Source organism: Sinosporangium siamense (genome assembly GCF_016863435.1).
Classification (GTDB): Bacteria; Actinomycetota; Actinomycetes; order Streptosporangiales; family Streptosporangiaceae; genus Sinosporangium; species Sinosporangium siamense.
In genome coordinates, this window is sequence record NZ_BOOW01000013.1 from 131,466 (window position 1) to 145,436 (window position 13,971).

The 13,971-nt window shown below is 69.1% G+C and carries 14 protein-coding genes; 8 read left to right on the plus strand and 6 right to left on the minus strand.

Translation table 11 applies throughout. The annotated features are described in order from the left end of the window. The first annotated feature begins 24 nt into the window (after positions 1-24). The 3 genes from Ssi02_RS11250 (at position 25) to Ssi02_RS11260 (ending at position 1,250) form a co-directional block, all read left to right on the plus strand. The gene (locus Ssi02_RS11250) at positions 25-453 is read left to right on the plus strand and encodes a VOC family protein (RefSeq protein ID WP_204024567.1); all 429 of its coding nucleotides are present in this window, start codon (positions 25-27) and stop codon (positions 451-453) included. Between the two features lie 81 nt (positions 454-534). Beyond that, entirely contained in the window at positions 535-768 is a 234-nt protein-coding gene (locus Ssi02_RS11255) for a hypothetical protein (RefSeq protein ID WP_204024568.1), read from the plus strand. Beyond that, complete coding sequence (locus Ssi02_RS11260; protein WP_204024569.1) at positions 765-1,250, plus strand: hypothetical protein; 486 nt, start codon at positions 765-767, stop codon at positions 1,248-1,250. The genes Ssi02_RS11255 and Ssi02_RS11260 overlap by 4 nt, the downstream gene beginning before the upstream one ends. Positions 1,251-1,257: 7 nt before the next feature. Here Ssi02_RS11260 and Ssi02_RS11265 read toward each other — a convergent pair whose 3' ends face one another. Genes Ssi02_RS11265 through Ssi02_RS11275 form a run of 3 tightly spaced genes read right to left on the minus strand, consistent with a single transcriptional unit; the run spans position 1,258 to position 3,839 of the window. Continuing rightward, positions 1,258-2,127, minus strand: coding sequence for a hypothetical protein (locus tag Ssi02_RS11265; RefSeq protein ID WP_204024570.1), 870 nt, complete (start codon positions 2,125-2,127; stop codon positions 1,258-1,260). A 28-nt stretch (positions 2,128-2,155) separates the two neighbouring features. After that, positions 2,156-3,253 (minus strand): CU044_5270 family protein, encoded by a 1,098-nt coding sequence (locus tag Ssi02_RS11270; RefSeq protein ID WP_204024571.1) that lies wholly within the window; start codon positions 3,251-3,253, stop codon positions 2,156-2,158. After that, positions 3,246-3,839, minus strand: a complete 594-nt coding sequence (locus tag Ssi02_RS11275) for an RNA polymerase sigma factor (RefSeq protein ID WP_204024573.1) — start codon at positions 3,837-3,839, stop codon at positions 3,246-3,248. The genes Ssi02_RS11270 and Ssi02_RS11275 overlap by 8 nt, the downstream gene beginning before the upstream one ends. Before the next feature lie 395 nt (positions 3,840-4,234). On the opposite strand from Ssi02_RS11275, the gene rsgA reads away from it, so the two are divergent. The 4 genes from rsgA (at position 4,235) to cydB (ending at position 8,932) form a co-directional block, all read left to right on the plus strand. Further along, a complete protein-coding gene (gene rsgA, locus Ssi02_RS11280) occupies positions 4,235-5,356 on the plus strand; it encodes a ribosome small subunit-dependent GTPase A (RefSeq protein ID WP_204024575.1) in 1,122 nt (373 codons plus the stop codon). A gap of 244 nt (positions 5,357-5,600) precedes the next feature. Next, on the plus strand, positions 5,601-6,248 hold the full coding sequence (locus Ssi02_RS11285) for a phosphoribosyltransferase (RefSeq protein ID WP_239128802.1): 648 nt from the start codon (positions 5,601-5,603) through the stop codon (positions 6,246-6,248). A gap of 201 nt (positions 6,249-6,449) precedes the next feature. Then, positions 6,450-7,841 carry a cytochrome ubiquinol oxidase subunit I gene (locus Ssi02_RS11290; protein ID WP_204024578.1) on the plus strand — a complete coding sequence of 464 codons (1,392 nt, stop codon included), beginning with the start codon at positions 6,450-6,452 and terminating at the stop codon, positions 7,839-7,841. Positions 7,842-7,933: 92 nt separating this feature from the next. Continuing rightward, a complete protein-coding gene (gene cydB, locus Ssi02_RS11295; protein WP_204024580.1) occupies positions 7,934-8,932 on the plus strand; it encodes a cytochrome d ubiquinol oxidase subunit II in 999 nt (332 codons plus the stop codon). 94 nt (positions 8,933-9,026) lie between these two features. Here the strand turns inward: cydB and Ssi02_RS11300 are convergent, their stop codons facing one another. The 3 genes from Ssi02_RS11300 to Ssi02_RS11310 all read right to left on the minus strand — a co-directional run bounded on the left by Ssi02_RS11300 (position 9,027) and on the right by Ssi02_RS11310 (position 12,111). Then, a complete protein-coding gene (locus Ssi02_RS11300; protein WP_093171423.1) occupies positions 9,027-9,338 on the minus strand; it encodes a WhiB family transcriptional regulator in 312 nt (103 codons plus the stop codon). A 134-nt stretch (positions 9,339-9,472) separates the two neighbouring features. After that, positions 9,473-10,426 (minus strand): sucrase ferredoxin, encoded by a 954-nt coding sequence (locus Ssi02_RS11305; RefSeq protein WP_239128803.1) that lies wholly within the window; start codon positions 10,424-10,426, stop codon positions 9,473-9,475. Between the two features lie 113 nt (positions 10,427-10,539). Continuing rightward, positions 10,540-12,111 carry a glycerol-3-phosphate dehydrogenase/oxidase gene (locus tag Ssi02_RS11310; RefSeq protein WP_204024589.1) on the minus strand — a complete coding sequence of 524 codons (1,572 nt, stop codon included), beginning with the start codon at positions 12,109-12,111 and terminating at the stop codon, positions 10,540-10,542. 167 nt (positions 12,112-12,278) lie between these two features. On the opposite strand from Ssi02_RS11310, the gene Ssi02_RS11315 reads away from it, so the two are divergent. Beyond that, complete coding sequence (locus Ssi02_RS11315) at positions 12,279-13,844, plus strand: FAD-binding oxidoreductase (RefSeq protein ID WP_204024709.1); 1,566 nt, start codon at positions 12,279-12,281, stop codon at positions 13,842-13,844. The last annotated feature ends 127 nt before the right edge of the window (positions 13,845-13,971 follow it).

A 13,971-nucleotide genomic window follows, 5' to 3' on the forward strand; every position in this document is an offset into this window, starting at 1 on the left:
TAAACCTGTCTCCAGGCTGGACCTATGACAACTCGGCAACCACGTGTGTGGCGGAAGAACACCGATTCCTCCACACTCACCCGGCCTCGTGTTCTCATCCGGGTGTTCCTTCCCCCAGGCACGATCGAGGACTCCGCCGACTTCTACGAGCGACTCCAGGGGATCGAGGCCGACGCCCGGTTCGATTTCCCGGAAGCCCGCCTCAATCTCGCCACCGTCGGGGCGTTTCTCCTGATAGAGGGGGATGAGGAGGCGCTGGCCCCGTTCCGCGATACGGCGGGCACCCTGCTCGTGGACGACGTCCAGCCTTACTACGACAAACTCATCTCCGAGGGAGCGGAGATCATCTTCCCCTTGCAGCAGGTGCCGACGGGAGCGGGCTTCAACGTCCGGCACCCCGACGGCACGACGGTGGAATATGTCCACCATCGCCCGACTGTGGAAGGGCATTGACGTTCACAACCGGACGGGGCCCAAAGTGCGGCGATGGGACCTCGTGGACCACATGAGTATGACTACATTACCCTCGTGAGTATGACCAAGAAGATTACGATCAGCCTGCCCGACGATCTCGCGGAGGAGGCGCAGAGATCGGGCAACGCGTCCGGCTACATCGCACATGCCCTGCGGGAACAGCGCAGGATCAGGAACGGCATGGCCGCCCTTGACCGCCTTTTCGGAGACGGCTGGCAGGAGCACATCAGCGACTCCGACCGCCGCCGTGCGGAGACCCTGTTCGACGGGGCTCATCGGCAGGGCAAGGGGTGAGCACCGGTGATGAGGAGCTGACCGGCCACAGACTGGACGTGAGCACCGGCGGTGAGGACGAGGGGCTGACCGGCCACATCTTGGACCTCGCGGCCATCTGGCACCTCCTCGACGGGAAGAGCCAATATGGCCGCGAGATCCTCCAGCAGTCCGTCCTGCGCAACACCACGCTTCTGCTGCCCGCCCTCGCCGCCGAATATCTGGCCGCCATGCGGCCCGAGCAGGCCGAACACCTGCTGGCGGTGCCGGTGGTGACCATCGGCGCCCTGACCGAGGCCGACGCCGTCGGTGCGGGCCGAGTGGGAGCGCAGATGCTCGCCAACCTCCGTAGAGGCCCCAGTGCCGTCGACGCCGAGTTGCCCGCCGTGCTCGCGGGGGCTCATGCCGTACTCCTGTCGGAGGCCCGCGGGGGCTGGCGTGTGATCACTGCGGCGCCGTCGCTCTACGACGGTGTCAAGGTGCGCCTGGAGATCCTGCCCTGAGCTGCGGTCAGGCGCGGCCGAAGTCCGCGGCGACCTGCTGGTGGAGCTGGAAGGCCCGCGGAGAGTAGGCCGCGTAGAAGTCCTTACCGCAGGTCAGGTCGTCGAGAGCGGCGGCGATCTCCTTGTCGAGGTACGGCTTGGCCTCCTCGGGCTTCATGGCCGGGACGAGGTGCACCTTCCTTCCCTTGGCCCTGGCGGGCGGCTTGAGGCCGCGCTCCTTGGCGACGTCCGTGCGGTCCTGCATGAACGCCTCCCGGCCGCGCTCGGCGAGGGCGCCGGGCTTGGCCGACGCGACCTCGTAGTCCCTGCCCTTGAGACAGGTGCCGAAGTCCGCGGCGAGCTTGACCAGGTTGCGGTCGGAGTCCAGCTCACGGGCGGTGAGCCTCTTCAGCGCCGCGTTGAACTGCCGGTAGTAGTCCTCCTGCGAGGCGACGCGCTTGCCCACCACGGACTTGACCGCCTGCGAGAAGCACTTGTCGTTCGCGGCCTTGTAAGCCTTGTGCTCCTTCTCCGGCAGGGCCAGCACGATGGCGTTGTTGGGGCTTTCGACGTCGGGACCGTTCACCGCCGGGTCCTTGGGGTAGACCTGGGTGGCCCACACGCCGAAGCCATACTTCGCGCGATATGCCTGGAGGGCGGCGTGGTCGCCGTTCAGCCGCTTGAGCCGGGCCTCGTCGGGACGCGGGAGGGGCGACTCGGGGATGTATTTGTAGCCGGCCTGCTTCATGCACTCGGCACGCGCGGCCTCCAGCCGTTCCTGCGCCGCCCGGGCAGGGGCGGCCGCGGTCGCGGTGGCGGATGCGGCGGCGGTGAGGCCGGTTCCCGCGGCGAACGCGGTGGCGAGCAGGATGGCGGTGACGCCTCTGGAGACGGTCATTGTCTTCCTTTGTTGTGATGAATGGATATCAGCAGGGGATGGTCATGCGGGAGGCGTCGGCCGACAGCTTGGGGAGCCGGTCGACGACCTCGACGCCCATGACGGCACTGCCGCTCGGGCTCTGGGTTCTGGGGACCTCGCGCGCGGGCCCCCGGGGGGCGCGGTCGCCGGTCGGGACCTCGCGCTCGCCGAGGTAGCGGTAGGTCTCCCGATCGAAGATCAGCTCATAGCGAGTGCCCTCACCGTCGTCGAACGCGGCGGCGACGCCGACCCTGCCGGCGACGTCGACGGCGTCCCGGACGAGCGTCACTCCGTCGACCCCGGCTGCCACCTGGTAGAGCGCGCCGGTGAGGCTGGGGCGGGCGGCCGAGAGCCGGATGAGCTCGCTGAGCGTGGCCCACAGACGTGTGTGCGCGGGACTGGGGCGCCTCGCCGCCACGGCGCGCACCCGCTGGCTCAGCGCCTCGACCTCGGTCGGCCAGGTGTGCAGCCGCAGGAAGGAGAGGGTCGCGTCCGGTGCGTCCTTGCACGAGGTGCTGTACAGAATGTCCTCCACCACGCCCTCCCGCTTCGACAGCGCCTTCGTGATGTGGGCGGGCAGGGGGCGATCCTTGTCGGCCGGCGATGTCGAGAGGGTCTCCTCGCGCTGCAGCATCGGCAGGCCGGCCTCGGCGGGCACCCACCGCTCCTCGCGGCGCACCTGGAGTGCCTCCGCCCACTGCCCGTCGCTCCGCCGCATCATGAGCCCGGCGGCGACCAGACTGCTCGTGCGCACATATTGATCGGGGCGGGGTCGCAGGTCGGGCTGACCCTCCGTGGCGGCTGCGGCGAGCGCGAACAGTTCCTTGGCGTTCGCCGGCGTCGCCGGGCCCATGAGGTTGCCCTGGTGCACCAGCACGGCGGCGGCGACCGCGCCGGCCAGCCCGGCCGCTGTGGCGAGCCGGGGGAGGCCGCGGCGCCACATCCGGCCGAACAGCCGCCTGCGGGGGGAAGGCCGGGGCTGCTCCTGCCGTTCCGGTGTGGACTGGCAGGTTCGCAGCAGCGACGCCCGAGCGGTGGCCAGGTCTTTCGCGGAGCCTTCGGGCGTGCCGGCCCAGAGGCTCCGCACGGCGTCCATCTCATCCATCGCAGTCCTCGTCCATTACGGACAACATCGGCGTTCCTTCAAGGGCGTGCCGGGCTTTCTTTCTGGCCCGGTTGAGGCGGGAGCGAACGGTTCCCAGGGGGATGTCCAGCGCCTGGGCGACCTCCTCGTAGGTCAGCTCGCCCCAGGCGATCAGCAGCAGCACGTCGCGGTCTCCGCTGCGCAGCTTGGCCAGCATCGTGACCAGCGGGCGGTTCAGGGCCAGCAGTCCCGGACTGTCGCCGTCGGGCTCGTAGGAGATCTCCGTCGGGTCCGGGGCGCGCGCATGTGCGCGATATCTGGCGATCTCCTCGCGAAGGCGCTTGCCGATCACATTGGAGGCGATGCCGTACAACCATGGCCGCGCGTCGGTATAGCCGAGATCGAAACGTTCCCGGTGCTGGAACGCGACGAGGAACGTCTCGGAGACGACGTCCTCGGCCGCGTCGCGCCCCAGCCGCCGCGTGGCATATCTGTGCAGGCGAGGGGCGTGCCGGTCGAATAGCACGGCAAAGGCCTCGGGCTCTCGCCACGAGCGGTGCACCAGCTCCGCGTCGGACAGTTCCAGCGCCGTGGCCAGATCAGCCATGGGCAGCCTGTTCGATCATTCGTGGCCTCTCTGCGTGGTGGTTCGGACGCCAGTACTTACCTTGAGGCGATGAAATGGTTCACGCTGCGGCCGGAAGATTTGGACGGCGGGGCACGCCGATAAATGGCTTGCGCCGTACGGCAGAGCCTGCGTTACAGTGGGCGCGAGCGCCAGCCGGATCAGCCGGCGGGCCATGGGGAGGAGAGGAGGTGCGGACATATGCGGGTCTACAAGGCGCAGGTTTGCCATGCGCGGGTCTTTCACGTGACTTCGTCGTCCATTCACCTCCAGATGTCCTCCTGATCTGAGACCACCTCGGATCCGTCGGTTTCACCGACGACCGCCGCCCCTGTGCGGGGTGGGGAGGGCATCGGGCCTTCCGAAGGGGTTTCCCAATGTCCTCACCAGGCGACGCTGGTGTTTTCGATCTTTCTCTTCTCGGCTGGACCGACTCTCTGGCCGCCGATCTGCCCGCCGGGAGCGTGCCCGGCCGCATCGCCCAGGTGCACCGGGGCGCCGCCGAGGTCATCACTGCCGAGGGGCGGCGGCAGGCGCGTTACTCCGCGAAGGTGCGCCGCGCCGCCGCGGCCGATCCGGTGATGCTGCCGTGCGTCGGCGACTGGGCCGCCGTGCGCCTCGTCGTGCCCGAGGGGCGCTACGAGCTCGACGGTGTGCTGCCGCGCCGCACGGCGTTCGTGCGGGGCGGGGTCAGCCGTGACGTTCGCGGCGGGCTGTCGGGCGACGGGCAGGGGCAGGTGCTCGCCGCCAACGTGGACGTCGTGTTCGTGGCCGAGCCCTCGATGCACGGCACCGACCTCGCCGACCTCGGCCGTGTGGAGCGGCTGGTCACCCTGGCCTGGGAGAGCGGGGCGCGGCCCGTCGTGCTCGTCACCAAGGCCGACATGCTGACACTGGGCCTGCACGACCTGATCAAGGACGTGGAGGGTGTGGTGCCCGGGGTCCCCGTGCACGCGGTCAGCTCACTGCGGGGGCAGGGAGTGGAGATCGTGCGCGACTACCTCGGGACCTCCGCCACGGCGGTCGTGCTCGGCACGTCGGGCGCGGGCAAGTCCACCCTCGTCAACGCCCTGGCGGGCAGGGAGGCGATGGAGACCCAGCAGGTGCGCGCGGGCGACGGCAGGGGGCGCCACACCACGGTGCACCGCGAGCTGATCCCGCTTCCCGGCGGCGGCCTGATCATCGACACGCCGGGCATCCGCCGCGTCGGGCTCTACGAGATCGGCGACGGGGTCGAGCGGGTCTTCGCGGACGTCGAGGACCTGGCGCGGCTCTGCCGCTTCGACGACTGCGCCCACAACGGCGAGCCGGGGTGTGCGGTGCTGGAGGCGCTCCAGAGCGGCGCACTGCCGGAGCGGCGCTATGAGAGCTGGCGCAAGCTCCAGCGGGAGGCGGCCTGGATGGCCCGCCGCACCGACGCCCGCCTCCGCAGCGAGGAACAACGCAAGTGGAAGACGATCCACAAGGAGATGCGCAAGTCCGGCCGCAACCGTCCGTGACCAATCTTGTACGGCGAAAGCCAGGCTGGCCTCGACAACAGGGGCCTAGGCCGGCCGGGCTTTGCCAAGCCGGGGGTTGGGGCCGGCCGGTAGGCACCGTCCGTGACGAACTCTGTACGGCGAAAGCCGGGCCGGCCTTGCCGACAGGGGCCTTGGCCGGCCGGGCCTCGCCAAGCCGGGTCTTGACGGGTGGGAAGTTTGCGTCTTATGTCCTGATTAGGTATTTCGGGGTAGGAGTCGAGGTATGGCGGAGATGCCATACGACCTACCCTTCCTTGATCGCGCTGAGGCGGGTGTCCTGCTCGGCGAACGCCTCACGCGGCTGGGCCTGCGTGCTCCCGTCGTGCTGGGGCTGCCGCGCGGGGGTGTGGCGGTGGCCGCGCCCGTCGCCGAACGGCTGCACGGGACGCTGGACGTGCTGATCGTGAGGAAGATCGGTTATCCGTTCCAGCCCGAACTCGGGGTCGGCGCCATCGCGGAGGGAGGCGCCCCCGTCCTCGACACCACGCTGATGCGCAGGCTGGGCCTCACCGAGGAGACCCTGGCCAAAGTGGTGTCCTCGGAGCGCAAGGAACTGGCCCGGCAGGCCGCGGTCTACCGTGGCGGACGTCCGCTGCCCGACCTGTCGGGACGGGACGTCGTGGTCGTGGACGACGGGCTGGCGACCGGCGGCACCGCCCGTGCCGCCCTGCGCGCGCTGCGGCCGATGGACACGGCTGTGCTGGTCCTCGCCGTACCTGTCGGGGCCCGTGAGACACGGGAGGCGCTGCGCGACGAGGCCGACGATGTCGTGATTCTGGTGACACCACCGCAGTTCCGGGCGGTGGGGGAGTGGTACGAGCACTTCGGCCAGCTGACCGACGACGACGTGCTCGACCTCCTCAGCCGCTGACCGCCACCCCTTCCGCGCTCACCGCTCTGCCCAGACCCACCGCTCTGCCCAGACCCACCGCTCTGCCCAGAGTCGACGCCATGAGCTAACTCAACGCTCTGACCAGGGGATACGTGGGGAGATCGGCCGCGCGCCTCCATCTCGGGGGAGTTTCCCTCACCTAAGGTGATCATGTCGTGGATGTCGTACGGGGGAGGCGGCGTGGAAGCGCTCGATCTTGCGCGCTGGCAGTTCGCGGCCACCACCGTTTACCACTTCCTCTTCGTGCCGTTGACGATAGGCATGTCGCTGGTAGTGGCCATTCTCCAGACGGCGTGGGTGCGGACAGGGAAAAGTGTTTATCTGCGAGCCACGAAGTTCTGGGGAAAGCTTTTCCTGATCAATTTTGCCATGGGCGTGGTCACGGGCATTGTGCAGGAGTTCCAGTTCGGCATGAACTGGAGTGAATATTCGAGATTCGTGGGAGATATCTTCGGTGCCCCGCTGGCCATCGAAGCCCTGCTCGCTTTCTTCCTGGAATCCGTGTTCATCGGCCTGTGGATCTTCGGCTGGGGCACTCTTCCGAAAAAACTGCACCTCGCCACGATCTGGGTGGCCGCGATCGGCAGCGTGGTCTCCGCCTACTTCATCCTGGCGGCCAACGCGTTCATGCAGTGGCCCGTCGGCGCCGTCATCAACCGGGAGCGGGGGCGGGCGGAGCTCGCCGACTTCGGGGCGGTCCTGTCCAACAAGGTGCTTGTCAACTCCTTCCCGCATACTTTGTTCGGCTGTTTTCTCGCCGCCGGGGCACTGTTGATCGCCGTCTCCTCCTGGCATTTGGCGAGAAGGCGTGACCTGGAGGTCTTCCGCCCGTCGATGAAACTCGGGGCCTGGGCCGTCTTGATCGGCTTCGCGGGCACTCTGATCAGCGGAGACACGCTCGGCAAGGTCATGACCGAGACCCAGCCGATGAAGATGGCGGCGGCCGAGGCGCTCTACGAGACGGCCCGGCCCGCGCCCTTCTCGCTCTTCACGATCGGCACGCTCAGCGGCGAGGCACCTACCTTCAGCCTGGACGTGCCGGGGCTGCTGTCCTTCCTGGCGACGGGGAGCTTCAACGGCGAGGTGCAGGGGATCAACGACCTCCAGGCGGAATATCAGCAGACCTATGGTCCCGGCAACTATCGCCCGTATATTCCGCTGGCCTACTGGTCGTTCCGCCTGATGATCGGATTCGGCGCGCTCACGGCGCTGCTCGCCCTGCTGCTGCTCTGGCTGACGCGCCGGGGCCGCCTGCCGGACGATCCGATGTTGTGGCGGCTCGGCACATGGTCGGTGGCGTTTCCGCTGCTCGCCAACAGCTTCGGCTGGATCTTCACCGAGACCGCCAGGCAGCCGTGGATCGTGTTCAGCCGCATGAAGACGGCGGACGGCGTCTCACCGGTCGGTGCGGGAACGGTCCTGACCTCCTTCATCGTGTTCACCGTCCTGTATGGCGTGCTGGCCGCCATCGAGGTCGGGCTGATGATCAAATATGCCAAGGCCGGGCCGCCGAGTGCGGAGGACGCGGAGCCCCGGCCGGACAAGGAGGGGCCGCTGTCGTTCGCATATTAGCGAACGAGCGTCGATTCCGCTGTCAACTCCCTGGTCGCAGATGTGGCCAACCTGTCATCGCGAGACCGCCGTTTGCGGAGAGATGGGTGCCGATGATCCTGAACGATGTCTGGTTCGTAGCCATAGCTATCCTGTGGATCGGCTACTTCTTGCTGGAAGGCTTTGACTTCGGCGTAGGGATTCTGCTACCTGTCCTGGCCCGTGACGACACCGAGCGCCGTGTCATGATCAACACCATCGGCCCGCTCTGGGACGGCAACGAGGTATGGCTGATCACCGCGGCCGGCGCGACCTTCGCCGCCTTCCCCGAGTGGTATGCCTCGCTTTTCAGTGGTTTCTACATCCCGATGCTGGTCATCCTGGTCGCCCTGATCCTCCGAGGACTCGGGTTCGAATACCGCGCCAAGCACGACTCGGTTCTCTGGCGGCGCCGGTGGGACGCGGCCCTCATCGCGGGCTCCGCCGTACCGGCGTTCCTGTGGGGCCTCGTGGTGGCGAACGTCGTGCGCGGGGTGCCGCTCGGCCCGGGACACCACTACGTGGGAACGGTCTGGGAGCTGCTGCATCCCTATGCGCTGCTGGGTGGGTTCATGACCTTTGCCATCTTCGTCACGCACGGAGCGGTCTTCATCGCGCTGAAGACGAAGGGCAGCCTCAGGGTGAGGGCCAACAGGCTGGCCGCGGGGGCGGGGGTGGGGGCCGCCGTGCTCGCCGTGGGATTCCTGGCCTGGACGCATTTCCAGAAGGCATCGCCGGTCGGGGGAGTGCTGGCCGCGCTGGCGGTGCTGGCGTGGCTCCTGGGGCTGGCGGCGAACGCGAGGCGAGCGGAGGGCTGGGCTTTCACCGGATCGGCCACGACCATCGTGCTGGCTGTGGCCTCGCTCTTTGTGGCGCTCTATCCCGACGTGCTGCCGTCGACGGTGAATCCCGCCTACAGCCTGACGGTGGAGAACGCCTCCGCGACCCAGAAGACACTAGGTGTCATGACGTGGGTCGCGGTGATCTTCCTTCCGCTGGTGCTGCTCTATCAGTCCTGGACGTACTGGGTGTTCCGCCGCAGGATCGGGGTGAGCGACATCCCAGCGGGATAAAACGGTCTTGCGGATCTCAGCGGCGTGATCTCGCGACCGCGAGATCACGCGCCTTCGAAGGGGGAATGCAGCTGCTGCGATGCCGGGTGGGAAGTCAGGCCGCGGAGATGCCGGCGCTGGCCGCGCGGCGCATGCGACGGCGGCGCTCAGACGCGCGCTCGTCCTCGTTCAGGCCACCCCACGTGCCGTATTTCTCAGGACGCGAGAGCGCGTAGTCAAGGCATTCGGCGCGAACGGGGCACTGGGCGCAGATGGCCTTGGCCTTCCGCTCGCGGATGTCACGCTCGGGCTGACGCTCGCCGTCGGGTCCAAAAAACAGCACGAGGTCCTCACCCCGGCACGCGGCATCATCCTGCCACCCCCAGGAGGGACGAGGGCGGGCGATCTGCCGACGTACCTGAGACATGAGAGAACCACCTTTGGTGAGAGGTATTTCGTGTTTGTGCCGCAATGAACGCTTGTGACGTCCCTGGGTCAACGCGCGGATCAGCCGTGGTTGTTCCCGTCGATCAGGTCACAGGGCGTGGTATACCGCACAAGCTAGAGCTCGTGCAGCTCAACCAGGCGGTAAGTCTTGATCGTGTTGTCGGCGCGGTCGTCTCCGCCCGCCGCCCAACACGGTGCCTCGAACACCGCCGGCTCAACCACAACCCGAAACCGGACAACGCCCCCGCGCACGATGGCCTCGGTGGCGTCGCCTTCTGACCTGGTGGATTCCACGGCCACTCCGCTGACCGAGAGCTCACCCGTGTGTGCACGGACGAAATGCTCAGCAGCTTGCGATGGCTCAGGGATGCCTGCGCGTCCCCGGAAGCGGTCGAGGATGACCTCGCCGTGCCGGTACGCAACTGCTGCCGCGAGCGCGGCAGCTTGAGACATGCTGCCGTAGTAAAGCCCGTGTGGCAAGCACACAACGTTGGCGGCGTATCGATCGCCGCCAACATGTGACGTTTCCCATACTACGTCTGGCATGATCTCCGCCAGGCCGCGAGCTATGGGCAATCCAATGCGGGCACAGCACGCATTGCGCTTGGCGTGCGTGCAGACCAGAAATACCGGCTCGCTCACAAGTATGCAGGACTCGGGGACCACTCCGCGCAAGACGGCGTCCAGGTCAAGATCGTCTGGAGCTGCGACGATGCCCTCGGCCAGCCAGGGGTGCTCGCCGGCGGAGTGCGCGACTAGCACATGGACGCCGTCGGCCCGCGGGCGGGGGCGGCGTCCGGGACGGCGGATGAGCTGCGCTCGAATGCCGAGCCGGGTCGCCCGCTTGATCAGCAGATGCACGACTTCGGGAAGGTCGCAGTCGGGCAGATGCGACGCCCAGGGGCCGTGGTGCTCGATCAACAGCCAGGAGCGTGTGGCGGACGTCGCGCTGGCGAAGATCGGTGCGTCGCCCGTGTGCAGCGCGGGGATGTGCGTGCAGCCCTTGGGCCGTGCCAGGGGTGCACACGCCCCCGCACGACCGCCGCTCTCGCCCATCACGTCCCTCACACCTCCTTGTAGATTTAGGGAAGCCTAACCTAATCAGATCTGGGGGTGTTCTTGGGGTGGCAACACGCGCACGAAAGGAGTGACAACTTTCTCGCGATCATCGCCGTGCAACATCAGAACCCCCTAATTTTCCAGGCATTACTCAACGCGAGTGCGGCGGCGGATTCCGCAATCTTGCGATCCTCGGCTACCAGACCGATGCGGGTTCTTCTGTCAAGCAGATCTTCCACATTCAAGGCCCCCTCATGACGCACCGCCCACACCATTTCCGCCCGGGTCACGGCGATTCCCGTCGCGACCGGTTCGGCGAGCGAAGGATCGTCCTTCCCCAGCGCTATTACGGCGTGAGCCTCGGTCCCATAACGCTCGGCCAGCCGGCGCGGCACACTGCCGTTCCCCGGCCCCGCGCCTCCTTTACCTGGGGCGCCCACCAAGGGCAGGCGTGCCGTACGGCAGGGCCCCGCGGAGAGGGAACGCTCCCGCACCACGACATCCACCGCGTCCTCGGCCATACGCCGATATGTCGTCAGCTTCCCCCCGACGACGGTGACGATGCCGTCCGCCGATCGCAGCACCGCGTGCCGCCGCGACAGGTCGGCCGTGCGGCCGCCCGCCGCCAGCAGGGGCCGCAGGCCCGCGAAGGCCCCCGCGACCCGCTCCCGCGGCACCGGCACGGACACCACGGAGTTCAGCACGTCGAGCAGGAACGTGACGTCCTGCGGCGGGACGTCGGGCACATCGGGCACCGGCCCGTCCACGGGCTCGTCCGTCAGGCCCACGTAAACCCGCCCGTCGTGCTGGGGCAGCACGAGCACGAACCGGTTGCTCTCCCCGGGGATCGGCACGTGCAGACCGGCCCGCAGCCCCGGCAGCGTTCCGGCGCGCAGCACCAGGTGCGTGCCTCGCGACGGCCGCAGCCGGGCCGAGGGCACCAGCCCCCCGGCCCACACGCCCGCCGCGTTGACCACCGCCCGCGCCTTGATCGCGAACTCGTCCCCGGTCTCCTCGTCCCGCACCCACGCCCCGTGCCCCGACAGCCGCAGCGCCCGGCACCGCGTGATCACCCGGGCTCCGTGGGCCGCCGCCGTACGCGCCACGGCCACCACCAGCCGGGCGTCGTCCACGAGCCGCCCGTCCCACGAGAGCAGCGCCCCGCGCAGCCCGCCCGCGGCGAGGGGGCCGGCCAGCTCCAGCGCCCGCGCCGCCGTGACGCGCGACGGGCCGGGCAGAGTTCCGCGAGGTGTGCGCGCGGCGGCCCGCAGCGCGTCACCCAGGCGATATCCCGCCATGACCGTCGCACCCTGAGCCCGTGACACATCGGGTGTCAGCGGCAGCACGTAGGGCGCGGCGCGCACCAAGTGCGGGGCGGTGCGTGTGAGCAGGATGTTGCGTTCCACGGCGCTCTCGTAGGCGACCCCCACCTGGCCCTTGGCGAGATAGCGCAGCCCGCCGTGGATCATCTTCGAGCTCCACCGGGACGTTCCGTACGCGAGGTCGTGGGCGTCGATCGCCGCCACCGACAACCCGCGCGAGGCCGCGTCCAGTGCCACTCCCGCACCGGTCGCGCCGAGCCCGACCACCAGCAGGTCCACTTCCCCGCCGTCCGCCAGCGCGGCCAGCTCGCGGGCGCGGCGCGCCGCGTTGAGGGATGATCCCGCGGGGGGAGGGGGAACCACCTGTGACATACCTCCTGGCTGTACAGCCGAACGGCGTCCGGGCAACATGCCACAGTGTAAGGGGAAGTGTCCGAAAAGCCCGATCTATGCATCAGGGTATTACGGATGGCCGAAACCCGGGAAGCGATGACAACGTGGAGAGAGCAGTGAACGGACCGGAGAACCCGCCAACCGCGATGAACTGGCGCGGATGGGGTGACCCCGGCAAAGAGGCCGAACTCCCGGAAAGTGTGCGCACCCTCCTGCGCGACCTGCTCGGCGTCCGCGAGCCCACCACCCCCGCCGCCACCCTCGATGAGGTGCGGCTGCCGCCCGCCGATCTCCCTGAAGGCTTCGCCGAGGCGGCCCGGCTGATCGTCGGGGCCGGCGCCGTGCACCTCGACCACGAGGCCAGGGTCCGCCACACCCGCGGCAAATCCACCCCCGACCTGCTCCGGATGCGCGCCGGCGACGCGAGCGACGCGCCGGACGCCGTCGTCGCGCCGGGATCGCACGACGACGTGCTCGCCCTGCTGCGCCTGTGCGGCGAGCACCGGGTCGCCGTGGTGCCCTTCGGCGGCGGCACCTCCGTCGTGGGCGGCCTGGCGGCCGACCGCGGCGGCTACGCCGGGGTGATCGCCCTCGACCTCGCCCGCCTCAACCGGCTGATCTCCGTCGACACCGAGTCGATGACCGCCACCCTGGAGCCCGGCCTGCGCGCCCCGGAGGCGGAGCGGCTGCTCGCCGGGCACGGCCTCACCATCGGCCACTTCCCCCAGTCATATGAATACGCCACGCTCGGCGGGTTCGCCGCCGCCCGCTCCAGCGGGCAGGCGTCGGCCGGCTACGGCCGCTTCGACGACCTGGTGGTGGGCCTGACCGTCGCCACCCCGCGCGGCACCCTCGACCTCGGCCGCGCCCCCAAGTCGGCGGCCGGCCCCGATCTGCGGCAACTCGTGCTCGGCTCGGAGGGCGCCTTCGGCGTGATCACCTCCCTCCGCGTCCGGGTACGGCGGCAGCCCGCCGAACGTGTCTACGAAGGCTGGCGCTTCACCTCCTTCGCCGCCGGGCGCAGGGCGATGCGCGCCCTTGTCCAGGAGGGGCCGCTGCCCACGGTGCTGCGGCTCTCCGACGAGACCGAGACCATGGTCGGACTGGCCAAGCCCGGCGAGATCGGCGCCCCCTCGGCCGGCGGGTGCCTGCTCATCGCCGGCTACGAGGGCGACAAGGTCGCCCCCGCGTGCGAGGGGGTGGCCAAGGCGCTCGCCGCGTTCGGCGGCACGCACCTCGGGGCGGGGCCCGGCGACTCGTGGGTGCACGGCCGCTTCTCCGCGCCCTATCTCCGCGACTCGCTCCTCGCCGCAGGGGCCACGGTGGAGACCCTGGAGACCGCGGGCTTCTGGGCGGACCTGCCCAGGATCTACGATGCGGTGCGGCTGGCACTGCACGGCGCGCTGGGGTCGCCGCTGGTGATGTGCCACGTGTCCCACGTATATCCCACGGGGGCGTCGCTCTACTTCACCGTGGTGACCGCGCAGACCGGCGACCCGCTGGAGCAGTGGGCCTCGGCCAAGCGGGCGGCGAACGAGGCCATCCTGGCCGCCGGCGGCACCATCAGCCACCACCACGGGGTGGGGCGCGACCACCGCGACGGCTACGCGGCCGAGATCGGGGAGCTCGGCCTTGAGATCGTCCAGGCGGTGAAGGAGCGGCTGGACCCCGAGGGCGTGCTCAACCCGGGAGTGCTCTTCCACAAAGCGTGAACCAGACCTATTCCCCTTACACCACCGGCCGTTCGCGGTGCGCGCACTGCCCGGCGGCCACTGGTGGAGTAGCGGGCGGCGTTCCGGGAGAACTCCCCCCCGCGACAACACCCCGGCGAGGGTGAAC